This is a genomic window from Acinetobacter sp. FY683 (assembly GCF_059515885.1).
On sequence record NZ_JCAKNA010000002.1, the window covers coordinates 81,172 to 99,669 of the forward strand.

Annotated in this window: 17 protein-coding genes; 7 read left to right on the forward strand and 10 right to left on the reverse strand. The window is 35.8% G+C overall.

The annotated features are described in order from the left end of the window. Positions 1 to 17: 17 nt before the first annotated feature. A complete protein-coding gene (locus AC5YDH_RS01400) occupies positions 18 to 3,122 on the forward strand; it encodes an efflux RND transporter permease subunit (protein ID WP_496116482.1) in 3,105 nt (1,034 codons plus the stop codon). 109 nt (positions 3,123 to 3,231) lie between these two features. After that, on the forward strand, positions 3,232 to 4,947 hold the full coding sequence (locus AC5YDH_RS01405; RefSeq protein WP_496116483.1) for a proline--tRNA ligase: 1,716 nt from the start codon (positions 3,232 to 3,234) through the stop codon (positions 4,945 to 4,947). A gap of 134 nt (positions 4,948 to 5,081) precedes the next feature. Here AC5YDH_RS01405 and dcd read toward each other — a convergent pair whose 3' ends face one another. The 5 genes from dcd to AC5YDH_RS01430 form a co-directional block, all read right to left on the reverse strand. After that, complete coding sequence (gene dcd / locus AC5YDH_RS01410) at positions 5,082 to 5,651, reverse strand: dCTP deaminase (RefSeq protein ID WP_152875746.1); 570 nt, start codon at positions 5,649 to 5,651, stop codon at positions 5,082 to 5,084. Positions 5,652 to 5,776: 125 nt separating this feature from the next. Further along, positions 5,777 to 6,370 carry a LysE family translocator gene (locus tag AC5YDH_RS01415; RefSeq protein WP_496116484.1) on the reverse strand — a complete coding sequence of 198 codons (594 nt, stop codon included), beginning with the start codon at positions 6,368 to 6,370 and terminating at the stop codon, positions 5,777 to 5,779. Between the two features lie 330 nt (positions 6,371 to 6,700). After that, the gene (locus AC5YDH_RS01420; RefSeq protein ID WP_496116485.1) at positions 6,701 to 6,880 is read right to left on the reverse strand and encodes a hypothetical protein; all 180 of its coding nucleotides are present in this window, start codon (positions 6,878 to 6,880) and stop codon (positions 6,701 to 6,703) included. A 174-nt stretch (positions 6,881 to 7,054) separates the two neighbouring features. Next, on the reverse strand, positions 7,055 to 8,296 hold the full coding sequence (gene apbC / locus AC5YDH_RS01425; RefSeq protein ID WP_496116486.1) for an iron-sulfur cluster carrier protein ApbC: 1,242 nt from the start codon (positions 8,294 to 8,296) through the stop codon (positions 7,055 to 7,057). 234 nt (positions 8,297 to 8,530) lie between these two features. Further along, positions 8,531 to 8,917, reverse strand: coding sequence for a hypothetical protein (locus AC5YDH_RS01430; protein WP_496116487.1), 387 nt, complete (start codon positions 8,915 to 8,917; stop codon positions 8,531 to 8,533). A gap of 152 nt (positions 8,918 to 9,069) precedes the next feature. Between AC5YDH_RS01430 and AC5YDH_RS01435 the strand changes: the two genes are divergently transcribed. After that, positions 9,070 to 9,291, forward strand: a complete 222-nt coding sequence (locus tag AC5YDH_RS01435) for a DUF6500 family protein (RefSeq protein ID WP_496116488.1) — start codon at positions 9,070 to 9,072, stop codon at positions 9,289 to 9,291. A gap of 28 nt (positions 9,292 to 9,319) precedes the next feature. Here the strand turns inward: AC5YDH_RS01435 and AC5YDH_RS01440 are convergent, their stop codons facing one another. Beyond that, positions 9,320 to 10,117: a hypothetical protein gene (locus AC5YDH_RS01440; protein ID WP_496116489.1), complete on the reverse strand. Its 798-nt coding sequence runs from the start codon at positions 10,115 to 10,117 to the stop codon at positions 9,320 to 9,322. A gap of 173 nt (positions 10,118 to 10,290) precedes the next feature. Here AC5YDH_RS01440 and metG point away from each other — a divergent pair, with 173 nt between their 5' ends. The 3 genes from metG (at position 10,291) to AC5YDH_RS01455 (ending at position 13,827) form a co-directional block, all read left to right on the forward strand. Continuing rightward, complete coding sequence (metG, locus tag AC5YDH_RS01445) at positions 10,291 to 12,351, forward strand: methionine--tRNA ligase (protein WP_496116491.1); 2,061 nt, start codon at positions 10,291 to 10,293, stop codon at positions 12,349 to 12,351. A gap of 62 nt (positions 12,352 to 12,413) precedes the next feature. Next, positions 12,414 to 13,169, forward strand: a complete 756-nt coding sequence (locus AC5YDH_RS01450) for a hypothetical protein (protein WP_496116492.1) — start codon at positions 12,414 to 12,416, stop codon at positions 13,167 to 13,169. Beyond that, positions 13,159 to 13,827, forward strand: coding sequence for a DUF2971 domain-containing protein (locus AC5YDH_RS01455; protein ID WP_496116494.1), 669 nt, complete (start codon positions 13,159 to 13,161; stop codon positions 13,825 to 13,827). Before AC5YDH_RS01450 ends, AC5YDH_RS01455 begins: the two co-directional genes overlap by 11 nt. A 342-nt stretch (positions 13,828 to 14,169) precedes the next feature. Here AC5YDH_RS01455 and AC5YDH_RS01460 read toward each other — a convergent pair whose 3' ends face one another. Genes AC5YDH_RS01460 through AC5YDH_RS01470 form a run of 3 tightly spaced genes read right to left on the reverse strand, consistent with a single transcriptional unit; the run spans position 14,170 to position 15,879 of the window. Further along, positions 14,170 to 14,820, reverse strand: coding sequence for a DUF799 domain-containing protein (locus AC5YDH_RS01460; RefSeq protein WP_496116495.1), 651 nt, complete (start codon positions 14,818 to 14,820; stop codon positions 14,170 to 14,172). After that, the gene (locus tag AC5YDH_RS01465; protein ID WP_496116496.1) at positions 14,817 to 15,191 is read right to left on the reverse strand and encodes a DUF4810 domain-containing protein; all 375 of its coding nucleotides are present in this window, start codon (positions 15,189 to 15,191) and stop codon (positions 14,817 to 14,819) included. Before AC5YDH_RS01465 ends, AC5YDH_RS01460 begins: the two co-directional genes overlap by 4 nt. A 13-nt stretch (positions 15,192 to 15,204) precedes the next feature. Next, positions 15,205 to 15,879, reverse strand: a complete 675-nt coding sequence (locus tag AC5YDH_RS01470; RefSeq protein ID WP_496116497.1) for a CsgG/HfaB family protein — start codon at positions 15,877 to 15,879, stop codon at positions 15,205 to 15,207. A gap of 497 nt (positions 15,880 to 16,376) precedes the next feature. Between AC5YDH_RS01470 and AC5YDH_RS01475 the strand changes: the two genes are divergently transcribed. Beyond that, positions 16,377 to 17,567, forward strand: a complete 1,191-nt coding sequence (locus AC5YDH_RS01475) for an ammonium transporter (protein WP_496116498.1) — start codon at positions 16,377 to 16,379, stop codon at positions 17,565 to 17,567. Between the two features lie 47 nt (positions 17,568 to 17,614). Here AC5YDH_RS01475 and AC5YDH_RS01480 read toward each other — a convergent pair whose 3' ends face one another. Then, on the reverse strand, positions 17,615 to 18,238 hold the full coding sequence (locus AC5YDH_RS01480; protein ID WP_496116499.1) for a LysE family translocator: 624 nt from the start codon (positions 18,236 to 18,238) through the stop codon (positions 17,615 to 17,617). Between the last annotated feature and the right edge of the window lie 260 nt (positions 18,239 to 18,498).

An 18,498-nucleotide genomic window follows, 5' to 3' on the forward strand; every position in this document is an offset into this window, starting at 1 on the left:
AATTAGGATACTTATTTATGTGGTTAACACGAATCAGTGTGAAATATCCCGTTTTTACGATCATGATGATGTTTTGTTTGATGGTATTAGGTCTATCTTCTTGGCAACGCATGGGGGTTGAAGAATTTCCCGATGTCGACTTCCCTTTTGTTGTGGTTTATACCAATTATCCAGGAGCATCACCTGAAACAGTAGAATCTGAAATTACAAAAAAAATGGAAGACCAGATCAATACAATTTCAGGTCTAAAACAAGTCATATCGCAATCTAGCGAAGGCTTATCTATGATTATTGCAGAGTTTAATTTAGATATTTCCTCGTCTGTTGCCGCACAAGATGTCCGAGATAAAATTGCACCTGTAACGGCAGAATTTCGTGATGAAATTCAAGACCCTATAGTAGAACGATACGACCCAACCACTAGCCCAGTTATGTCTATTGTGTTTGAGTCAAATAATATGTCGCTTCGCGATTTAAGTTCTTATTTAAATCAACGTATTATTCCTCAACTAAAAACCGTTGCAGGCGTAGGTACAGTTAACTTATTGGGCGATGCACAACGTCAAATCCGCATACAGGTCAATCCTCAACAACTACAAAGCTTTGGTATTGGTATAGACCAAGTCATGAATACCCTAAAAGCAGAAAATGTTGATATTCCTGGTGGTGCACTAAAACAGAAAAACTCTGAACTTGTTGTTGAAATTAAGTCTAAAGTTATTCATCCATTTGCATTTGGTGATTTAATTATTGCCAATAAAAATGGTGCGCCTATTTATTTAAAACAAGTCGCAACTATTGAAGACAGCCAAGCAGAAATGGAGTCTAGTGCTTATTTAAATGGTCAATCTGCTGTGGCTGTAGACATTTTAAGAAGCTCAGATTCCAATGTTATTGATGTTGTCGATAACATGTATAAAACTTTAGATACGATTAGAGAACAGCTTCCTAAAGGCACAACAGCAAAAGTTGTAGTAGACAGTTCCAAAGGTATTCGAGGGAGTATTAAAGATGTTGCACGAACGATTATTGAAGGTGCTATTTTAGCCATTTTAATTGTTCTGCTTTTCCTTGGTTCTTTCAGGTCTACCGTCATTACAGGTTTAACCCTACCTATTTCTTTATTGGGCACGCTTGCCTTTATTTGGGCATTTGGTTTCACCATTAACATGATGACGCTCCTTGCTCTATCTTTAAGTATTGGTTTACTTATTGATGATGCCATTGTGGTACGGGAAAATATTGTACGTCATGCAGACATGGGGAAAGATCATGTGACTGCTGCATTAGATGGCACGAAAGAAATTGGTTTAGCCGTATTAGCAACCACGCTAACCATTGTTGCAGTTTTCTTACCTGTTGCCTTTATGGGCGGTATTATTGGACGCTTCTTCTATCAATTTGGTGTAACTGTAAGTATTGCTGTTCTTATTTCAATGTTTGTAAGTTTTACGCTTGATCCTATGCTTTCCGCACATTGGGCAGAAAAGCATAATCCAAATAAAAAACCCAACCGTATAGAGCGTTTTTTTAGTTGGATTTCAGGCAAAATTGATCGACTGAACATCTATTATGAAAAGCTTTTAAAACTTGCACTTAAATTCCGTTTAATGACTTTGCTCATTGCTGTGGCTTCACTATTTGGCGCTTTAGGATTATCTAAATTTGTAGGTACAGAGTTCGTTCCTGTTCCAGACAAAGGTGAAATTCGCATTAAATTTGAAACACCTGTAAACGCATCTTTAGAATATTCTCAAGCTAAATTACAACAAGTCGATGCTATTATTCGTCAACACCCTGAAGTAAAAGTCACTTACGGATCTATTAACAGTGCAACAGATCGAGGGAAAAATCATGTCAGTATTCGTGTTTCTGTCACGCCTCGTTCTGAACGAACTCAAACTTTATCTGACTTAAATAATGAGTTTCGTGACCGCTTAAAATCGGTTGCAGGTATTACCGTGACCTCTATTGCTTCGGCAGATGAAGTGGTTTCAGGTGGTAAAAAACCTGTAATGATTTCTATCAAAGGTCCTGACTTAAATGAACTTCAAAAAATTTCAGACCGTTTTATGGCTGAAATTTCAAAAGTCGATGGTATTGTCGATTTAGAAAGTTCATTTAAAGAACCCAAACCGACCTTAAATGTACAAATTAATCGTGTATTAGCCAGTGATTTAGGACTTTCTGTGAATCAAATTGCCAATGTGGTTCGCCCCTTAATTGCGGGTGATGATGTCACCACTTGGCAAGATGAAAATGGTGAAACTTACGATGTCAATTTACGTCTAACGGAAGATCAACGTCGCCTACCAAGTGATGTGCAAAACATGTATTTAAGCTCGCAAAAAACCGATGCAAATAACAATCCAATTCTTGTTCCTTTGGCATCTGTTGCGAAATTTGAAGAAACCTTAGGTGCATCTCAAATTAACCGTCGTGATTTATCTCGTGAAATTTTAATTGAAGCAAATACCTCGGGTCGCCCTACGGGAGATATTGGCGGTGACATTGCTAAAATTCAGCAATATTTCAAACTGCCTATTGGTTATAGCTTCGACACGCAAGGTTCAAACAAAGATATGGCAGAATCGGCAGGTTATGCCCTAACTGCAATTACGCTATCTATTGTGTTTATTTATATTGTGCTAGGTTCACAGTTCAATAGCTTTATTCATCCTGCTGCAATTATGGCATCTTTACCTTTATCACTTATTGGCGTATTCCTTGCCTTATTCTTGTTTAATTCGACCATGAACTTATTTTCCATTATTGGTATTATTATGCTTATGGGATTGGTCACTAAAAATGCCATCTTACTCATCGACTTTATTAAAAAGGCAATGGATAAAGGCACAAGTCGCTATGACGCCATTATTGAGGCAGGAAAAACACGTTTGCGTCCAATATTAATGACTACAAGCGCAATGGTGATGGGTATGGTACCGCTAGCACTTGGTTTAGGTGAAGGTGGCGAACAAAGCGCACCTATGGCACATGCAGTAATTGGTGGTGTAATTACCTCTACACTGCTCACCTTAGTTGTTGTTCCTGTGATTTTTACCTATTTAGACGATTTTAAAAACTTTATGATGCGTCAAACTAAAAAATTCATGTCATAATTTCCCTAGACCATATTTTCCAAAATATTGGGGTGAGATACACAAATTCTCACCTCATTTTTTATTGTATACTCTTTGCTTTCACGCAAAATTGATTAGGACAGTTTCCATGCGCGCGAGTCGCTTTTTATTTGCAACGTTAAGAGAAACCCCAAATGATGCTGAAGTTATTTCGCATCAGCTTATGTTACGCGCGGGGATGATTCGTAAATTGGCTTCAGGTTTATATACTTGGTTACCAATGGGCGTTCGCGTATTAAATAAAGTTGAAGCGATTGTTCGCGAAGAAATGGATCGTGCAGGTTCTCTTCAAGTCCTTATGCCTGTGACTCAACCTGCTTCTTTGTGGGAAGAATCAGGTCGTTATGTTCAATACGGTCCAGAATTATTACGTTTTAAAGACCGCCATACAAACGACTTTGTACTTGGACCTACACACGAAGAAGTCATTACAGATTTAGCACGTAACGAATTAAAAAGTTATAAGCAACTTCCTGCAAACTTCTACCAAGTTCAAACAAAATTCCGTGACGAAATTCGTCCACGTTTTGGCGTAATGCGTTCACGCGAATTCATTATGAAAGATGCGTACTCTTTCCATGTAGACCAAGCATCATTACAAGAAACGTATGACGTAATGTACGATGCATACTGCAAAATTTTCACACGTTTGGGCTTAAACTTCCGCCCTGTTCAAGCAGACACAGGTTCTATTGGTGGTTCAGGTTCTCACGAATTCCACGTATTGGCTTCAAGTGGCGAAGACGATATCGCATTCTCTACAGAATCTGACTACGCTGCTAACGTGGAAATGGCAGAAGCTATTTTAGTTGGCGAACGCGCTGCACCAACACAAGAATTAACAATTGTTGATACACCAAATCAAAAAACAATTGCAGACGTATCTGCATTCTTAAATTCAGATCCTGCTCAATCTGTTAAAGCATTACTTGTACAAGGTGTTGCAGAAGAAGGCAAAGAAACTCCTGTTGTTGCATTGTTTATTCGCGGTGACCACGAACTCAATGAAATTAAAGCAGAAAAACATCCTTTAATTGCATCTCCTCTTACTTTTGCTACTGAAGAACAAATTGCAAAATTTGGCTTAACACCTGGTTTCTGTGGTCCACAAGGTCTAAAAGAAAAAGGCTTAACGGTAATTATTGACCGTGCAGCTTCTGTTCTTTCTGACTTTGTTGCAGGTGCAAATGAAGCAGACAAACATGCAACAGGCGTAAACTGGGAACGTGATGCTCAATTCACAGAAGTTTATGACTTACGTAATGTTGTTGAAGGCGATCCATCTCCAGATGGCAAAGGCACAATTCAAATTAAACGTGGTATTGAAGTCGGTCACATCTTCCAATTGGGTCAAAAATACTCAGAAGCTTTAGGCTGTAAAGTATTGGGTGATGATGGTAAACCTTTAGTTGTAACAATGGGTTGTTACGGCATTGGTGTTACACGTGTTGTTGCTTCTGCAATTGAACAAAACTACGATGACAAAGGCATTATTTGGCCTGCTGCCATTGCACCTTTTGACGTTGCTATTGTTCCAATGAATGCACACAAATCTCCACGTACAGTAGAAGCTGCTGAAGCACTCTATGCTGAACTTACTGCGGCAGGCTACGATGTATTACTTGATGACCGTAACGAACGTCCGGGTGTTAAATTCTCAGACATCGAATTAACAGGTATTCCACACCGTATCGTCATTGGCGAAAAAGGTTTGGATGCAGGTACATTCGAATATAAAGGTCGTAGAGATGCAGAATCTACAAACTTAAGCAAAGAAGAGTTACTTGCTAAAGTTGCAAACTAATTCTTAAATAAAAATATTTAACTTCGTTTTTTCTTTTCATTTCTTTTTATAAGGGAGTGAAAAGAAACTAAAAACTTAGACTAAATACAAAAAATCCCGCTAACTAGCGGGATTTTTTTACTTTATTTAAAACATTAAGCTTTAGGTAAAGTTACGCCGGTTTGACCTTGGTATTTACCACCACGATCTTTATAAGATGTTTCACATACTTCATCAGATTCGAAGAACAACATCTGAGCAACACCCTCACCTGCATAAATATAAGCAGGAAGATTTGTTGTGTTTGAGAATTCTAAAGTAACGTGACCTTCCCACTCAGGTTCAAGTGGTGTTACGTTTACAATAATACCGCAACGAGCGTATGTCGATTTACCCAAACAAACAGTCAATACATTACGTGGAATACGGAAATATTCTACTGTACGTGCTAAAGCAAATGAGTTTGGTGGAATAATACAAACATCTGCTTCAATATCGACAAAACATTTATCATCAAAGTTTTTTGGATCTACAATTGCAGAATGTACGTTTGTGAATACTTTAAATTCACGTGCACAACGTACATCATAACCATAACTAGAAACGCCATAAGAAATTAGTTTTTGACCATTTTCATCTAAGCGCACTTGGTTTTCTGCATACGGTTCAATCATGCCGTGTTTTTCGCTCATTTCGCGAATCCAGCGATCCGATTTAATTGCCATTGAGTTCTATCCAAATAATGCTAAATAATTCACTGCGATGTACTTTAACTGAAATCTGACTTAATGCAAATAAGTCTATTCACCTTAACTTCAACTCAATTCACGAAATAAGAAAAATGTCCCAATTAGAGACTTAAAATTGCAGAATAACTTAAAGGGATTGAAAAACTCAATAAAACCAAAGATGCTGTTTTTTGAAGATTCGTTTGGTTTAACCAGCGAATTTTATTCGATGCTAAGACTGAACCAATATAAGTCCAAAAAAATGCAATAGGTACAATAAGTATTAAGAATGCCAGCATATGTGCGACATAATAATTCATATTTACCCATGCCAATGCAGGGAAAATTGCAGTTGCAAATAAAAGTGCTTTCGGGTTTAACAACGTTGCCAAAAATAATTCTTTTGCAGCAATAACAGGCTGAGCGTAACTCACTTCAATATTGGCAGTACGCCAAAGCTTGATTGCCAAATATACAATATAACTTGCACTAAATAATTTCAAAATTACTGGTAGCAAAGGTAAATACGTGGAAACTTTACCAATTAAAAAGCCCCATGCTGTAATTGAAATAAGATAGCCAAATGCTTCAGATGGAATTAATCGGAAAGATTTTCTAACACCAACTTGTATACCTGACGATGCAAGCAACGTATTTGTTGGTCCTGGTGTCAAAAGAATAGTCACCACTAAACCGATAAATAACCATGAAATCATGCAAAGACCTCACCCAAAGAATCCTCGAAGAATAGATCAGATTAGAAAGCTTAGCAAAAATTTAATTGTAAGAAGGAATTATCATTTTTATTTAAAAATTAAATATTTAGATCTATTTCAATAACTTGATCTAATTTTATCAAAATTCAATAGACTAGAACTGCAAAGTCACGTCGTTTTCTTTTTAAGCAAATATATAAAAAGCTCTCAATTTTTTTGTTTTTTTTTTACTTAAAATATTAATATTTAACTCAACGCATCAACTTAAAGCATATTATTTGATATTAAAAAAGAGGGCTATTGCCCTCTTAAATGTTTCATAAATAAATATTATTTATTTACTTCCGCTGTAGATGCGATAACTTGCTCTTGATTAACCGAAGCAGCTTTTTCTTTTGCTTGAACAAATTCAGCAGGAAAATCTACATTGTTGATCATTGCAGCAGAAGCATTAAAAGAAACAAAACCTAAAGAGATGACTACAGCCGCTAAAATTTTAGAAGAACGCATTGTAAATACCATTCTGTTGTTACTGGGAGAACTCTATTTTAAAAATTTAAAATAGAGTAAATAATCCTAAATTAAGACGTTTTTCAACCGCCCATCGGATTTTGAATGCTTCACTGATTCGTTAGGCATAAAAAAACTCATCTTTCGATGAGTTTTTTTATTTAAATAATAGACTTAAAAGATACGGCTTTGATCTTTCTCAACTTTTGGTAATTTATCTGCAATTTTCTTTGCAATTTCCATATAGTTCTCTGCTGCTGCATCTTGAGCAATCACAGATGGTTTGCCTGCATCGGCATTTTCACGAATTTGAGCATTTAATGGTAGGCGACCAAGAAGTGGAATTTGATATTGCTCAGCAAGTTTATCGCCACCACCTGTACCAAAAATTTGCTCTTCATGACCGCAATTCGAGCAAACATGTGTAGACATATTTTCAACAACACCCATCACTGGAATTTGCACACGATTAAATAACTCTATCCCTTTTGTTGCATCAAGCAACGCAACATTTTGCGGAGTAGTCACAATCACTGCGCCTGTTACTGGAATACGCTGTGCCAATGTTAATTGAATATCACCTGTGCCTGGTGGCATATCAATCACAAGTACATCTAAGTCAGGCCATAAAGTTTGATTAAACAACTGCATCAATGCACCCGTTGCTTTAGGACCACGCCATGCAACAGGAGTATTGTTATCCCCTGTTAAATGTCCAATCGAAAGTACAGCCATACCATAGGCTTCAATGGGCACAAATTGTTCTGCTTCAATCATGGGTGTACGACCAGCATTACCTAACATTGTAGGAATACTTGGACCATAAATATCTGCATCTAATACACCAACTTTTAAACCAAGCTTTTGTAATGCAAGTGCAATATTTACTGTGGTTGTAGATTTACCAACACCACCTTTACCTGAAGACACCAAAATCACGTTTTGAATACGTGGATGTTTTGGCACATCACGCTGTTGCGGTGCGGCTTTTTGAATAGGCGGATTATTCGGATCTTCTTCAGGTGTTTGTGCAGAACCAGAAGCATCAACTACAGGAGGTAGATTTGTTTTTGTTGTTTCTGCTTTTGGTGTAGAACAGCTTTCACCTTCTTTATGGTCATGACCACAACTTCCAGTTTTTTGTTGAATCACATGCATATTCAATTCTGTAATGCCACACTTTTCTAAAGCATCGGCTAAATCATCATGAATTTTTTGTAGGTCATCTGCTTCTGCAGGCACTGTATTAATTGTAATTTGTAAGATATTTCCTTCTACATTCACCTGAGTAATTCGATCTTTTAATGCATTTGTCGAATTTGGCAAAACATAGTTTTGAAGCACATTTTGGATTTCTTCTTCGTTTACCCCTTTTGCAGGCGAAAAGACAGATTTAAGTGAAGAAAGCCACGACATACAATTACTCCAAGTCTGGAAATACAGCAGAATGTTATAGTTTAACGATTATTGAGAAGAAGGTTAAGTAAAGTTCGCCACTGTTTTTATAATTCTGACAAAAATAGTTGGTTTTTGGTTTTTCATTCTCTATTTTCTAAATATTCTCCATAAAAAATGCCACAGAAATTTGAAATCCTGTGGCATATTCTTTTGCTATAAATATAGCAATTCAGCGAACCGTAAATTCAACTATCAACCTTTAAACTTATTAAATAAATCGGATGCTTTTTTCTGAAGCTCATCTAATTTTTCCGTTGCTTGAACTTTTAAATCATCTAGTTTTTCAGAAGCATCTTGCTTTAGTTCATTGGCTTTTAACTTTGCTTCATCTAACTTTTGACCCGCTTCAGTTTTGAAATGATCTAATTTATCTTTTAAATCACCCTGCTGTTCCGTTGCATCTTTTTTTAAATCATTTAACGCTTTTTCGCCTTCAAGCTTTGCTTCTTTTGCAGAATGCTTTACATCATCTACGAGTTTTTCACCTTCTAACTGAACTTCTTTAGCTTTTAGCTTTACATCTTCACCAAGTTCAGCAACTTTGTTTTTTAAATCATCTAAATTATTTGTATTCGACATTTTTAAATCCTCATTGTTATTAAGTTAATTTAACTATTATTTATACAGATAAAAGTGTAAAAAACATCCTAAATCATCAAATCATAACAAACGAGATACATAAATTTGCGTATATTGTTTTTTCACCTTTCATTTCATAAAAAAGAAATAGCATGCTGAATTGTTTAATCAAAGAAAAAATACTGAGAATTTGTGATGAGAAAATAGCAAAGAAAGGTGAAACGGTTGGCTTATCTTTTTATGCTTTTTTTGCCAATAAAAATGATGACCCTGAAACTTTAATGCACGTTGCAACGTGGTGGATTCAAACACATAAACTTGATCATTTTGAAAAAGCGACAAAAATAAAGCAGCTTATTTCACAAGAAAAATAAACTGCTTTATTTCAATTGAAATTATTTGTTAAGCGCGAACCGTACTCATAAAACTTACCGCAGAGAACAACCAAATGAACAAAATAAAGCTTCGTTCTTGGTTAAAATGTTCAACATCCGTGCCATGTAAAATATTATGACGCGTTGCCGTGACTACAGAACTACTATCCATTTTATAAGCATTAATTTCTGCAAAATAACGGTTCAATTCAACAGCAATTTTAGACTTATGCCATAAGCTTTTAATTTCATTACCTTTTAAACCAGGTACAATTTTATAAACATCGACAAACTTGGTACCGTTTTGCTTTAAGAAACCTGTTTGTAAAAGCACTTCAGTTAAAATACCTTCTAACTGCGAATATAAAACAGGAATACAGCCTGCATAAAAACCTAATTTATAAAGCTTTAATGCTTCAAGAATTACTAATCTACGCTGTGCTTTGGTTTCACCAATTTCAAGTGCATCAAAGGCTTTTAACATTTCAGTCTGAAAATGCTCACCGTTAATCACATCTAATAATTTAAATTCTGCTGCATTTTCAAAGTTTTGGTTTTCACGCCAAAAGTACAGTAAATTTAAAGCATCATTGGCAACTTTTTCACCTAAAGGTTGGTCTAGCTGTTCTGCCAAAACAGTAAAGTATTCTTCATTCGCTACCAATGCTTTTAGCGACTGAATTAAATGCTTATGTTCTTCTGCCGAAATGGCTTCTAAATATTGCTCTGCCTCTTTTAAAATATGATTACCCAGCTGTTTATTACGCTGTTCATTTTGCGGAATACGCGTTACAGGTTGGTCGAAATCAAAATCATCATCGATCATGGGTTTATCACTCTTTCGGCATTTCTTTAATAGGCTATTATCACTGTTATTGCCTTTGCAATATATAAATATTTACTTTATGAAAAGATTTCGCTGAAACCTTTGTGCATCTGCGCGCTATCTCATGTAAAATTACGCCCATTGCATAAAATACGAATGAGAGAGTTATATCCGTGCGTAATATTTTAGTTACTAACGCCCTTCCTTACGCCAATGGTCCAATCCATATGGGTCACTTACTCGGTTATATCCAAGCAGATATTTGGGTTCGTGCCATGCGTGCAATGGGTCATAACGTGACTTATGTATGTGCGGATGATGCTCACGGTACAGCAATCATGCTACGTGCCGAAGCAAATGGCATTTCACCAGAAGCGCAAATTGCCAATGTTCAAAAAGAACATATTCGTGATTTTGATGGTTTTGGTGTTCACTTTGACCATTATGACTCTACAAATAGCGCAGAAAACAAAGCGCGTTCTGAAGAAATTTATATTAAAAACCGCGAAGCAGGCAATATTGCAGTTCGTCCTGTTTCTCAGTTATTTGACCCAGAAAAAGGCATGTTCTTGTCTGACCGTTTCATTAAAGGCACATGCCCTAAATGTAAAGCGGAAGATCAATACGGCGACTCATGTGAAGTTTGCGGAACAACATATAACGCAACTGAATTACTCAATCCAAAATCGACTTTAAGCGGTGCTGCTCCTGTAGAAAAATCTTCAGATCATTACTTCTTTAAACTTCCAAATTTTGCAGAATACTTACAAAAATGGACACGTGACGAAGGTCGTTTACCTGTTTCTATTGCGAACAAGTTAGATGAATGGTTCGACAATGGCTTAAACGATTGGGATATTTCACGTGATGCGCCATATTTTGGTTTTGAAATTCCAGATGCACCAAACAAATATTTCTATGTTTGGGTAGATGCGCCAATTGGTTATATGTCTAGTTTTGAAAACTACATTAAAACTAAACGCCCTGAATTAAGCTTTGACGATTACTGGAAAAAAGATTCTAAAAATGAGGTGTATCACTTCATTGGTAAAGACATTGTTTATTTCCATGCATTGTTCTGGCCTGCAATGCTTGAAGGTGCAAACTACCGTACGCCATCTGGCTTATTCGTAAATGGTTTCTTGACTGTAAATGGTCAAAAAATGTCGAAATCTCGTGGTACGTTCATTAAAGCTGAAACGTATTTAGAGCATTTAAACCCTGAATATTTACGTTACTACTTTGCATCTAAACTGTCTGACAAAGTTGAAGATTCTGACTTAAACCTTGATGATTTTGTTCAAAAAGTGAATTCTGACCTTGTTGGTAAAGTTGTAAACATTGCGAGTCGTTGTGCAAAATTCATCAATACTAAGTTTGATAATAAATTAAGTGCAACTTGTGCTGAACCTGAATTGGTACAAAGCTTTATAGATGCAGGCGATTCTATTGCGAAAGCGTATGAAGACCGTGAGTTCTCTGCTGCTATTCGTGAAATTATGGCGCTTGCAGACAAAGCAAACCAATATATTGATGAGAAAAAGCCTTGGGCTTTAGCTAAAATTGAAGGTGAAGAACAACAAGTTCATGACGTTTGTTCTGTAGGTATTAACCTATTCCGTCAATTGGCTGTTTACCTTGCGCCTGTATTGCCTACTTTGGCAGATCAAGTTCAAGCGTTCTTACAATTAGAAAACTTCAATTTTGAATCTCGTAAGCAAGTTTTAGTTACACACGAAATTGCATTGTTCCAACCGTTAATGCAACGTGTAGACCCGAAAGCAGTTGCTGCTATGGTAGATGCGTCTAAAGATTCTTTAGCTGCCCCTGCTGAAGCACCAAAAGTTGAAAAGAAAAAAGAAAAGAAAGTCGCTGAGAAAAAGCCTGAACCTAAAGTAGGCGAAGCTGAAATCATTGGCATCGAAGACTTTATGAAAGTTGACTTACGTGTGGCTGAAGTTTTAGAAGCGACTACGGTTGAAGGTTCTGACAAGCTTCTTCAATTAACTTTAAATGTAGGCGAAGCTGAGCCACGTAACGTATTTAGTGGTATTCGTGAGTTTTACCAACCTGAAGATTTAAAAGGCAAATTGGTGGTGATGGTTGCTAACCTTGCACCACGTAAAATGCGTTTTGGTATTTCAAATGGTATGGTTTTAGCTGCGGGTAATGGCGAAGGTGTTTGGGTGATTTCACCTGAAACTGGTGCTAAAGCTGGTGACAAAGTGTCTTAATTTTTAGACACTTACAAAAAGCCCTGCTATATTTAAGTGGGGCTTTTTGTTATGAATAAAATATGAAATTTTATCGATTTAGATCACTAGATAATTTATTAGGAAAATATAAAGAACTCGAAAATCAGGAAATTTATTTTGCTTCACCAAGTGAGCAAAATGATCCTATGGAAGGTTATCATGATATTTACTTCCAAGGAGATGAAATTGTTTGGACTAATTTTTTTAAAAATTATTTATTTCTATTAGACCAAGTTATTCAGGATATCCTCTTACATCCCCCTAAACTTAGATACAAAGAACCTACACACCTAGAACTTTTTTATAATTGGGATAAAATTCCTCCCCCTCTGAAATTACACTTACAAAAAATTTTTGATAGTTTCTTTAATAAATCTGAAGCTGTTAATTTTCTTACAGAACTCAGTAAAAAAGAGCGTAAATTTTCTTGGGATGAAATTAGTCTATATTTAAGAAGTATCCACCTCATAGCTCTAAAAGCCGTTAATGAAATTTACTCTCAATTTTCACAACCTTTATTTGATTCAAAATTACTTGATTTGTCAAAAGTCAGCCAATTTAACGAGGAGTTCTTTCATCTACTAGATACGCTTTCTCAATATGAGCGACCTTTAATATTTCAAGTAATGACTTCTCCAAATCAACAATTAGATTTGCTTCAGAATTTAGCACCCAAAAAAATGACTTTTAAACAAGAGTTTTTTGTTAAAAGTTTTCCAAACTTTTTCCTAGAAAAAATTAAAAAATTAATGCATCGCAATTGGTACGCTGCCTGCTTCATGAATTATGAATTATGAATCCAGTCAATCTTCTTCCGTTTGGGGATCCTATGGTTCACATCATACTGGTGTTTGCCTAATATTTAATTCAGAAAAGTGTAATGCGCTCTCAACTCTAAAGTTGTACACCCCAGATTTTAGTAATGAATCCCATACTTATGAGCAAAAACTAACACCGCTAAAGTTTCATCGTATCGAATATGATAAAAGACCTAATTCCTTTAATTTTTTTACATCTTTAGGTTGTATTAACAGACTTGATTTAGATAGAAATTGGCTAATAAATTTTAAAGGTGAAACCAGTTATTTACGAAATACAATCTATCAAAACTATCATGTTTGGCATGAAAACTACCATGATACTTTTATCCAAAATATAACTAGAAAATCAAAAGATTGGCGTTATGAAAATGAATATCGATTGATTTTAGATGAATTTTGCTATGACTACACCAATCCCAAAGATAGAACACTAAGATACGAATTTTCTTCTTTAAATGGTCTAATTTTTGGAATTAATACCTCTGAGAAAGATAAAATTAGAATTATAGAAATCATTAAACAGAAATGTTATGAACATAAAAGAGCAGAGTTTAACTTCTATCAAGCATATTTTTGCCATAGTACACAATCGATAAAACATATGCCATTAAGCCTGATTAAGTTTAAATTTTAGAAGTATGCCTACTAATGATCTGCGACATGGATGTCGCCCGTTCGTTAGGCGCACACGGACGTGCCCTCTAACGGACAAAGGATTTTTGTTACTTTTGATCCATCAAAAGTAAAGTAATAAATTCTGAGTTATTTCTCCCTCACCCCAACCCTCTCCCTCAGGGAGAGGGAGCTTGGAGCTATTCCCTCTCCTTTTAGAAGATAAGCAGTACTGCTGCGCAAGGGAGAGGAAATTGCAATAAGCATCTCCCTCTAATAAATAAAAATTCCTATTACTTTCATCTTACGAAAAGAACGTAAGCTTCTCCCATAAAAAATCCCCTAAAGCTAGGGGATTTTTCTTTTAATTTTTCACCGATTTCACAGACCTCGGTCCATACATCAACCCTTTCTTTCGCTCATCAACCCTAAACAAATGAGAACTCACAACACGAGAAACATCATAACCCGCATCACTCATTTGATTCGAAACCTGATTCACCAAAGCAGAAACTAACATACCCGCTAAAGAATTATTACCATCACTACTACCTTGGCGTTGCTTATTCTGCCCTTCCCACAACAAAGCTCCTGTATTTAAATCAACCAATTTTGCTTCAACCTCAACAGTTACAACAGAATCAATCAACTGATACTTAGAACCATATTGCTTCACTTTTAAATACATTACAGCATCCGCACCAAAAATTTCTTTCAGCTTTTTTAAAGGAATGCTTTGTGCATCAAAACCATTGGTCACACCATTTTCTTTCAACATAGTGTCTACAACAGTTACAGGAAAAACATAATATCCTGCTTCTGCAAGTGGTGGCGTTACTGTAGACCAAAAGCCATTGGTTGCACGTGTATCTGGCGACTCATTAATGGGTGGTAAAACCACAATAGACACAGGTATATTCGACAAATAAGCTGTACGATCTTCAACTTGATCGGCAAATGAATAAGTAGAAACCAAACTTAAGATAATAGAAGTGAAAAAACCTAACTTTTTCATTTTTTCACTCCACTCGAATTTGTTGCACCCATACGCTGTAACAAACGATTCATTAATACCGTAGATTCAGGATAAACCTGTTTCTCTAATTCAAAATACATGGCAGCACGTTGTGAGTTTTGAATATCTAAATTCAATAGACCCAAATGTGCATATAACCCAGGTGGTACTGCTCTATTTTCTGCTTTAGATATTTCTACATCTTTTTCAAGACGTGTAATTTGTTCTAAAGGTGAAGTCTTCTCTTTGCCACTCATATAATTATAAGTTTGTTGAGGAAATTCTCCCCAACGATACAAAGAAGGATTTCCACCACCACATCCAACAAGAAAAAGACTCAATGCAATAAGAGCTAAAACTGTTTTTTTCATCAGTTAAAACCTATTAACGAGTAGACCACTTGCCAGTTTGAATATCTAAAACAAGATTATTTACAGCTTCACGAACAGCTAAATCTAAAACCTTACCATTCAAAGTAGAATCGTAAGATGCGTTAGATCCAAAACCTAAAATTTCACGTTCACTCAGTGCATATTCACCCGCACCTTGTACCGAATGAATCACTTCAGCCGTTTTTACATCTACAACATTTAAATTCACTTTTGCATAAGCAATCTGTGTTTTACCACGACCTAAAATACCAAAAAGTTGATGATCGCCCACTTCTTTACGACCAAACTCAGATACATCACCTGTTAATACATAACGTGCACCTTTAATGGCTTGGTTTGATTTTGAAAAACCTGCTTCTTGCTGTAATGCAGACAAATTGTCACGGTTTAAAACCGAGAAATAACCTGTTTGCTGTAAATGTGTTTCTAAAATTGTTTTTGCTTGACCACCTAAACGGTCAGTATTGTCTGAAAAAATACCGCGCATGTAGTTTGAACGGTTATCAAACTTACCAATTGAAACAGGTATTTTCACTCCGTTATAACGTACAGCAGAAGTTGCCGATGTTACTTGAGGCGATTGAATAGTTTTTGAAGTTTCTACTGTTGAACATGCCGTAAGAGATAGACAAGCTAGCGCTGTTACAAGTAATGTTTTTTGAGTCATAATATTTATCCCAAAGTTGAGTAATTTTTTCGTAGTCTAGCCAAAAAATATTTTATTACTGTTTATTTTGTGTACTTCATCACATTTAAATTGATGAGCTAGACTATATCAATCATGCATGGGCTTTCTTCTTCTTAGAAGCAAAATGTTCTTTGTTAACTTAAGAAAACCAAATAAGTACTACATACAAAATATTTTAATGAAGAATTAATTCCTAATTTCTACTGTACATCATATTGCACCATTTATTAGCATTAAACTATTTCTGAATAAATGTTCAAATTAAATATATAAAAATTAAAATCTATTCCCTTTCTTTTAATAGAAATAATGCACCATTTTAGAACTAGACTTTATATTATTGCCTTATATCGAGTCTTCTTAATTCCATGTAATTTATCATCATAATTTCCCTTATTAATCACTCTTTTACTCTCAAATTTGCTCTATATACTGACTCTCAATTTGTGAAATCACGCACAAAATTGAGATATCCCATGCAAAATATAGATTTATTTTTTCTCCTACTTGGTTCAATTTTAGTCCTTTCCATGCACGCAGGATTTGCATTTTTAGAGCTTGGTACTGTTCGACATAAAAACCAAGTCAACGCCTTAAGTAAAATTTTAGCGGACTTTGCTATTTCAGCCACTGCATACTTTTTAGTAGGCTACTATCTTGCCTACGGTCAACACTTTTTCCACAGTGCAACAACCTTAGCCGCAGATCATGGCTATAACTTAATGCGTTGCTTCTTTTTACTCACTTTTGCTGCTGCCATACCTGCCATTATTTCAGGCGGTATTGCGGAACGTGCAAACATGAAAGCCCAAGCCATCGCAACATTATTCTTAGTCGCTTTAGTTTATCCATTTTTTGAAGGGATGATGTGGAACGGTAATTTTGGTGTCCAAAAATGGTTGGAAAATAATTTTGGTGCAAGTTTCCATGATTTTGCAGGCTCTATTATTGTGCATGCAATGGGTGGTTGGATTGCTTTGGCAGCTGTGATTTTACTTGGTGCCCGTCATGGACGTTATAAAAATGATGGTCGTGTTGTTGCCCACCCACCATCATCTATTCCATTTTTAGCTCTAGGTTCTTGGGTTTTAATTATCGGTTGGTTTGGTTTTAATGTAATGAGTGCCCAACGTGTAGATGCCATTTCTGGTCTTGTTGCTATTAACTCGTTAATGGCAATGATTGGCGGAACACTGGCAGCCAAAATTGCAGGTAAAGATGACCCAGGCTTCTTATACAATGGACCACTAGCAGGTTTAGTTGCCATTTGTGCAGGGTCTGATGTTGTTCATCCTTTTGGGGCATTTATTATTGGTGCACTAGCGGGTCTTATATTTGTTAAATTATTTACTTACACACAAAACAAATTAAAAATTGATGATGTATTGGGCGTTTGGCCATTACACGGTGTATGTGGTGCTTTTGGTGGGCTTGCTGTTGGCTTATTTGGTCAACAATGGTTAGGCGGAATAGGTCATATTTCTATGATTTCTCAAATTATTGGCACCACAATTGCGATTACAGTTGCGTTAACGGGCGGGTTCTTGGTTTATGGTATGTTGAAGTTCACCATAGGTTTACGTTTAAGCCAAGAAGAAGAATATATAGGTGCAGACTTATCTATCCACAGAATTTCAGCCAATTCTGAAGACAATAGTTTTAGATAAATAAAAAGCCTCTTTTAAAGAGGCTTTTTTCATACTTTTTAATAAAACTACTTCATACCGAATATAAGTTTTAAACCAAGTACGGTCATTACAGCACCTGCTGCACGGTCAAAACCTGCTTTAAACTTTAAGTACACACGGCGCGGTTTCTCAGCAGATAATGCAACTGCCACCAATGAACACCACCCAGCATCAATAAAGAAACATAAAATAGGCAATGCAAAGTTGAAATAAAATGGGATTTCTTTAGGTAATAATGCAGTAAAAATACTTGCTAAAATAATGGCAGTTTTAGGATTTGATAATTGCGTAATTAAGCCCGTAGTATATGCACGACGTAAAGACATTTGCTTTGTCATATCGTCATTTGACTCAATAGGTTCTTTGGCATGTTTAATAATTTTAAATGCCATCCACAACAAATATAAACCACCGCAAATTTTCAATAATAAATATGCAGATGGAACAGCCAATAAAAATGCCTGTAAACCAAGCACAGCAAGTAAACCAAAAATTGCTGCACCTGTAGCAGTGCCCATAGCTGTAAATAAACCATGTTTACGTGAAATTGCAATTGCATTTTTTGCAACATAAATCGAAGTCGGTCCAGGACTCATTGCACCTAGCATTAAAGCAAAGGCAATTGAGCCCAAAATCCAAAATGATTCCACAGAAACACCTACATATTAAAATTCCGAAGCAATTTTACATATTACAATGTGAAATATCTCCCTGTTTTTAGCATTATTTTTGTAAAACTACAGAATTATTCACTACTTAATTGAACTTTCATGAAATAACAATACACTTAACTTGTTTAAACCTATATTTCTAAAAAATAAGCTCATCTTCAAAAGAATACTTTCATGAATTTCATCATTTTTTTTCTTGATAAATCACTAACCCAAATACTCTACGTATAAAAAACATT

Excerpts from the sequence above, each read along its gene's own strand:
- AC5YDH_RS01400 (WP_496116482.1), top strand. The coding sequence starts at position 18 with ATGTGGTTAACACGAATCAGTGTGAAATATCCCGTTTTTACGATCATG.
- AC5YDH_RS01405 (WP_496116483.1), top strand. The coding sequence starts at position 3,232 with ATGCGCGCGAGTCGCTTTTTATTTGCAACGTTAAGAGAAACCCCAAAT.
- dcd (WP_152875746.1), bottom strand. The coding sequence starts at position 5,651 with ATGGCAATTAAATCGGATCGCTGGATTCGCGAAATGAGCGAAAAACAC.
- AC5YDH_RS01415 (WP_496116484.1), bottom strand. The coding sequence starts at position 6,370 with ATGATTTCATGGTTATTTATCGGTTTAGTGGTGACTATTCTTTTGACA.
- AC5YDH_RS01420 (WP_496116485.1), bottom strand. The coding sequence starts at position 6,880 with ATGCGTTCTTCTAAAATTTTAGCGGCTGTAGTCATCTCTTTAGGTTTT.
- apbC (WP_496116486.1), bottom strand. The coding sequence starts at position 8,296 with ATGTCGTGGCTTTCTTCACTTAAATCTGTCTTTTCGCCTGCAAAAGGG.
- AC5YDH_RS01430 (WP_496116487.1), bottom strand. The coding sequence starts at position 8,917 with ATGTCGAATACAAATAATTTAGATGATTTAAAAAACAAAGTTGCTGAA.
- AC5YDH_RS01435 (WP_496116488.1), top strand. The coding sequence starts at position 9,070 with ATGCTGAATTGTTTAATCAAAGAAAAAATACTGAGAATTTGTGATGAG.
- AC5YDH_RS01440 (WP_496116489.1), bottom strand. The coding sequence starts at position 10,117 with ATGATCGATGATGATTTTGATTTCGACCAACCTGTAACGCGTATTCCG.
- AC5YDH_RS01450 (WP_496116492.1), top strand. The coding sequence starts at position 12,414 with ATGAAATTTTATCGATTTAGATCACTAGATAATTTATTAGGAAAATAT.
- AC5YDH_RS01455 (WP_496116494.1), top strand. The coding sequence starts at position 13,159 with ATGAATTATGAATCCAGTCAATCTTCTTCCGTTTGGGGATCCTATGGT.
- AC5YDH_RS01460 (WP_496116495.1), bottom strand. The coding sequence starts at position 14,820 with ATGAAAAAGTTAGGTTTTTTCACTTCTATTATCTTAAGTTTGGTTTCT.
- AC5YDH_RS01465 (WP_496116496.1), bottom strand. The coding sequence starts at position 15,191 with ATGAAAAAAACAGTTTTAGCTCTTATTGCATTGAGTCTTTTTCTTGTT.
- AC5YDH_RS01470 (WP_496116497.1), bottom strand. The coding sequence starts at position 15,879 with ATGACTCAAAAAACATTACTTGTAACAGCGCTAGCTTGTCTATCTCTT.
- AC5YDH_RS01475 (WP_496116498.1), top strand. The coding sequence starts at position 16,377 with ATGCAAAATATAGATTTATTTTTTCTCCTACTTGGTTCAATTTTAGTC.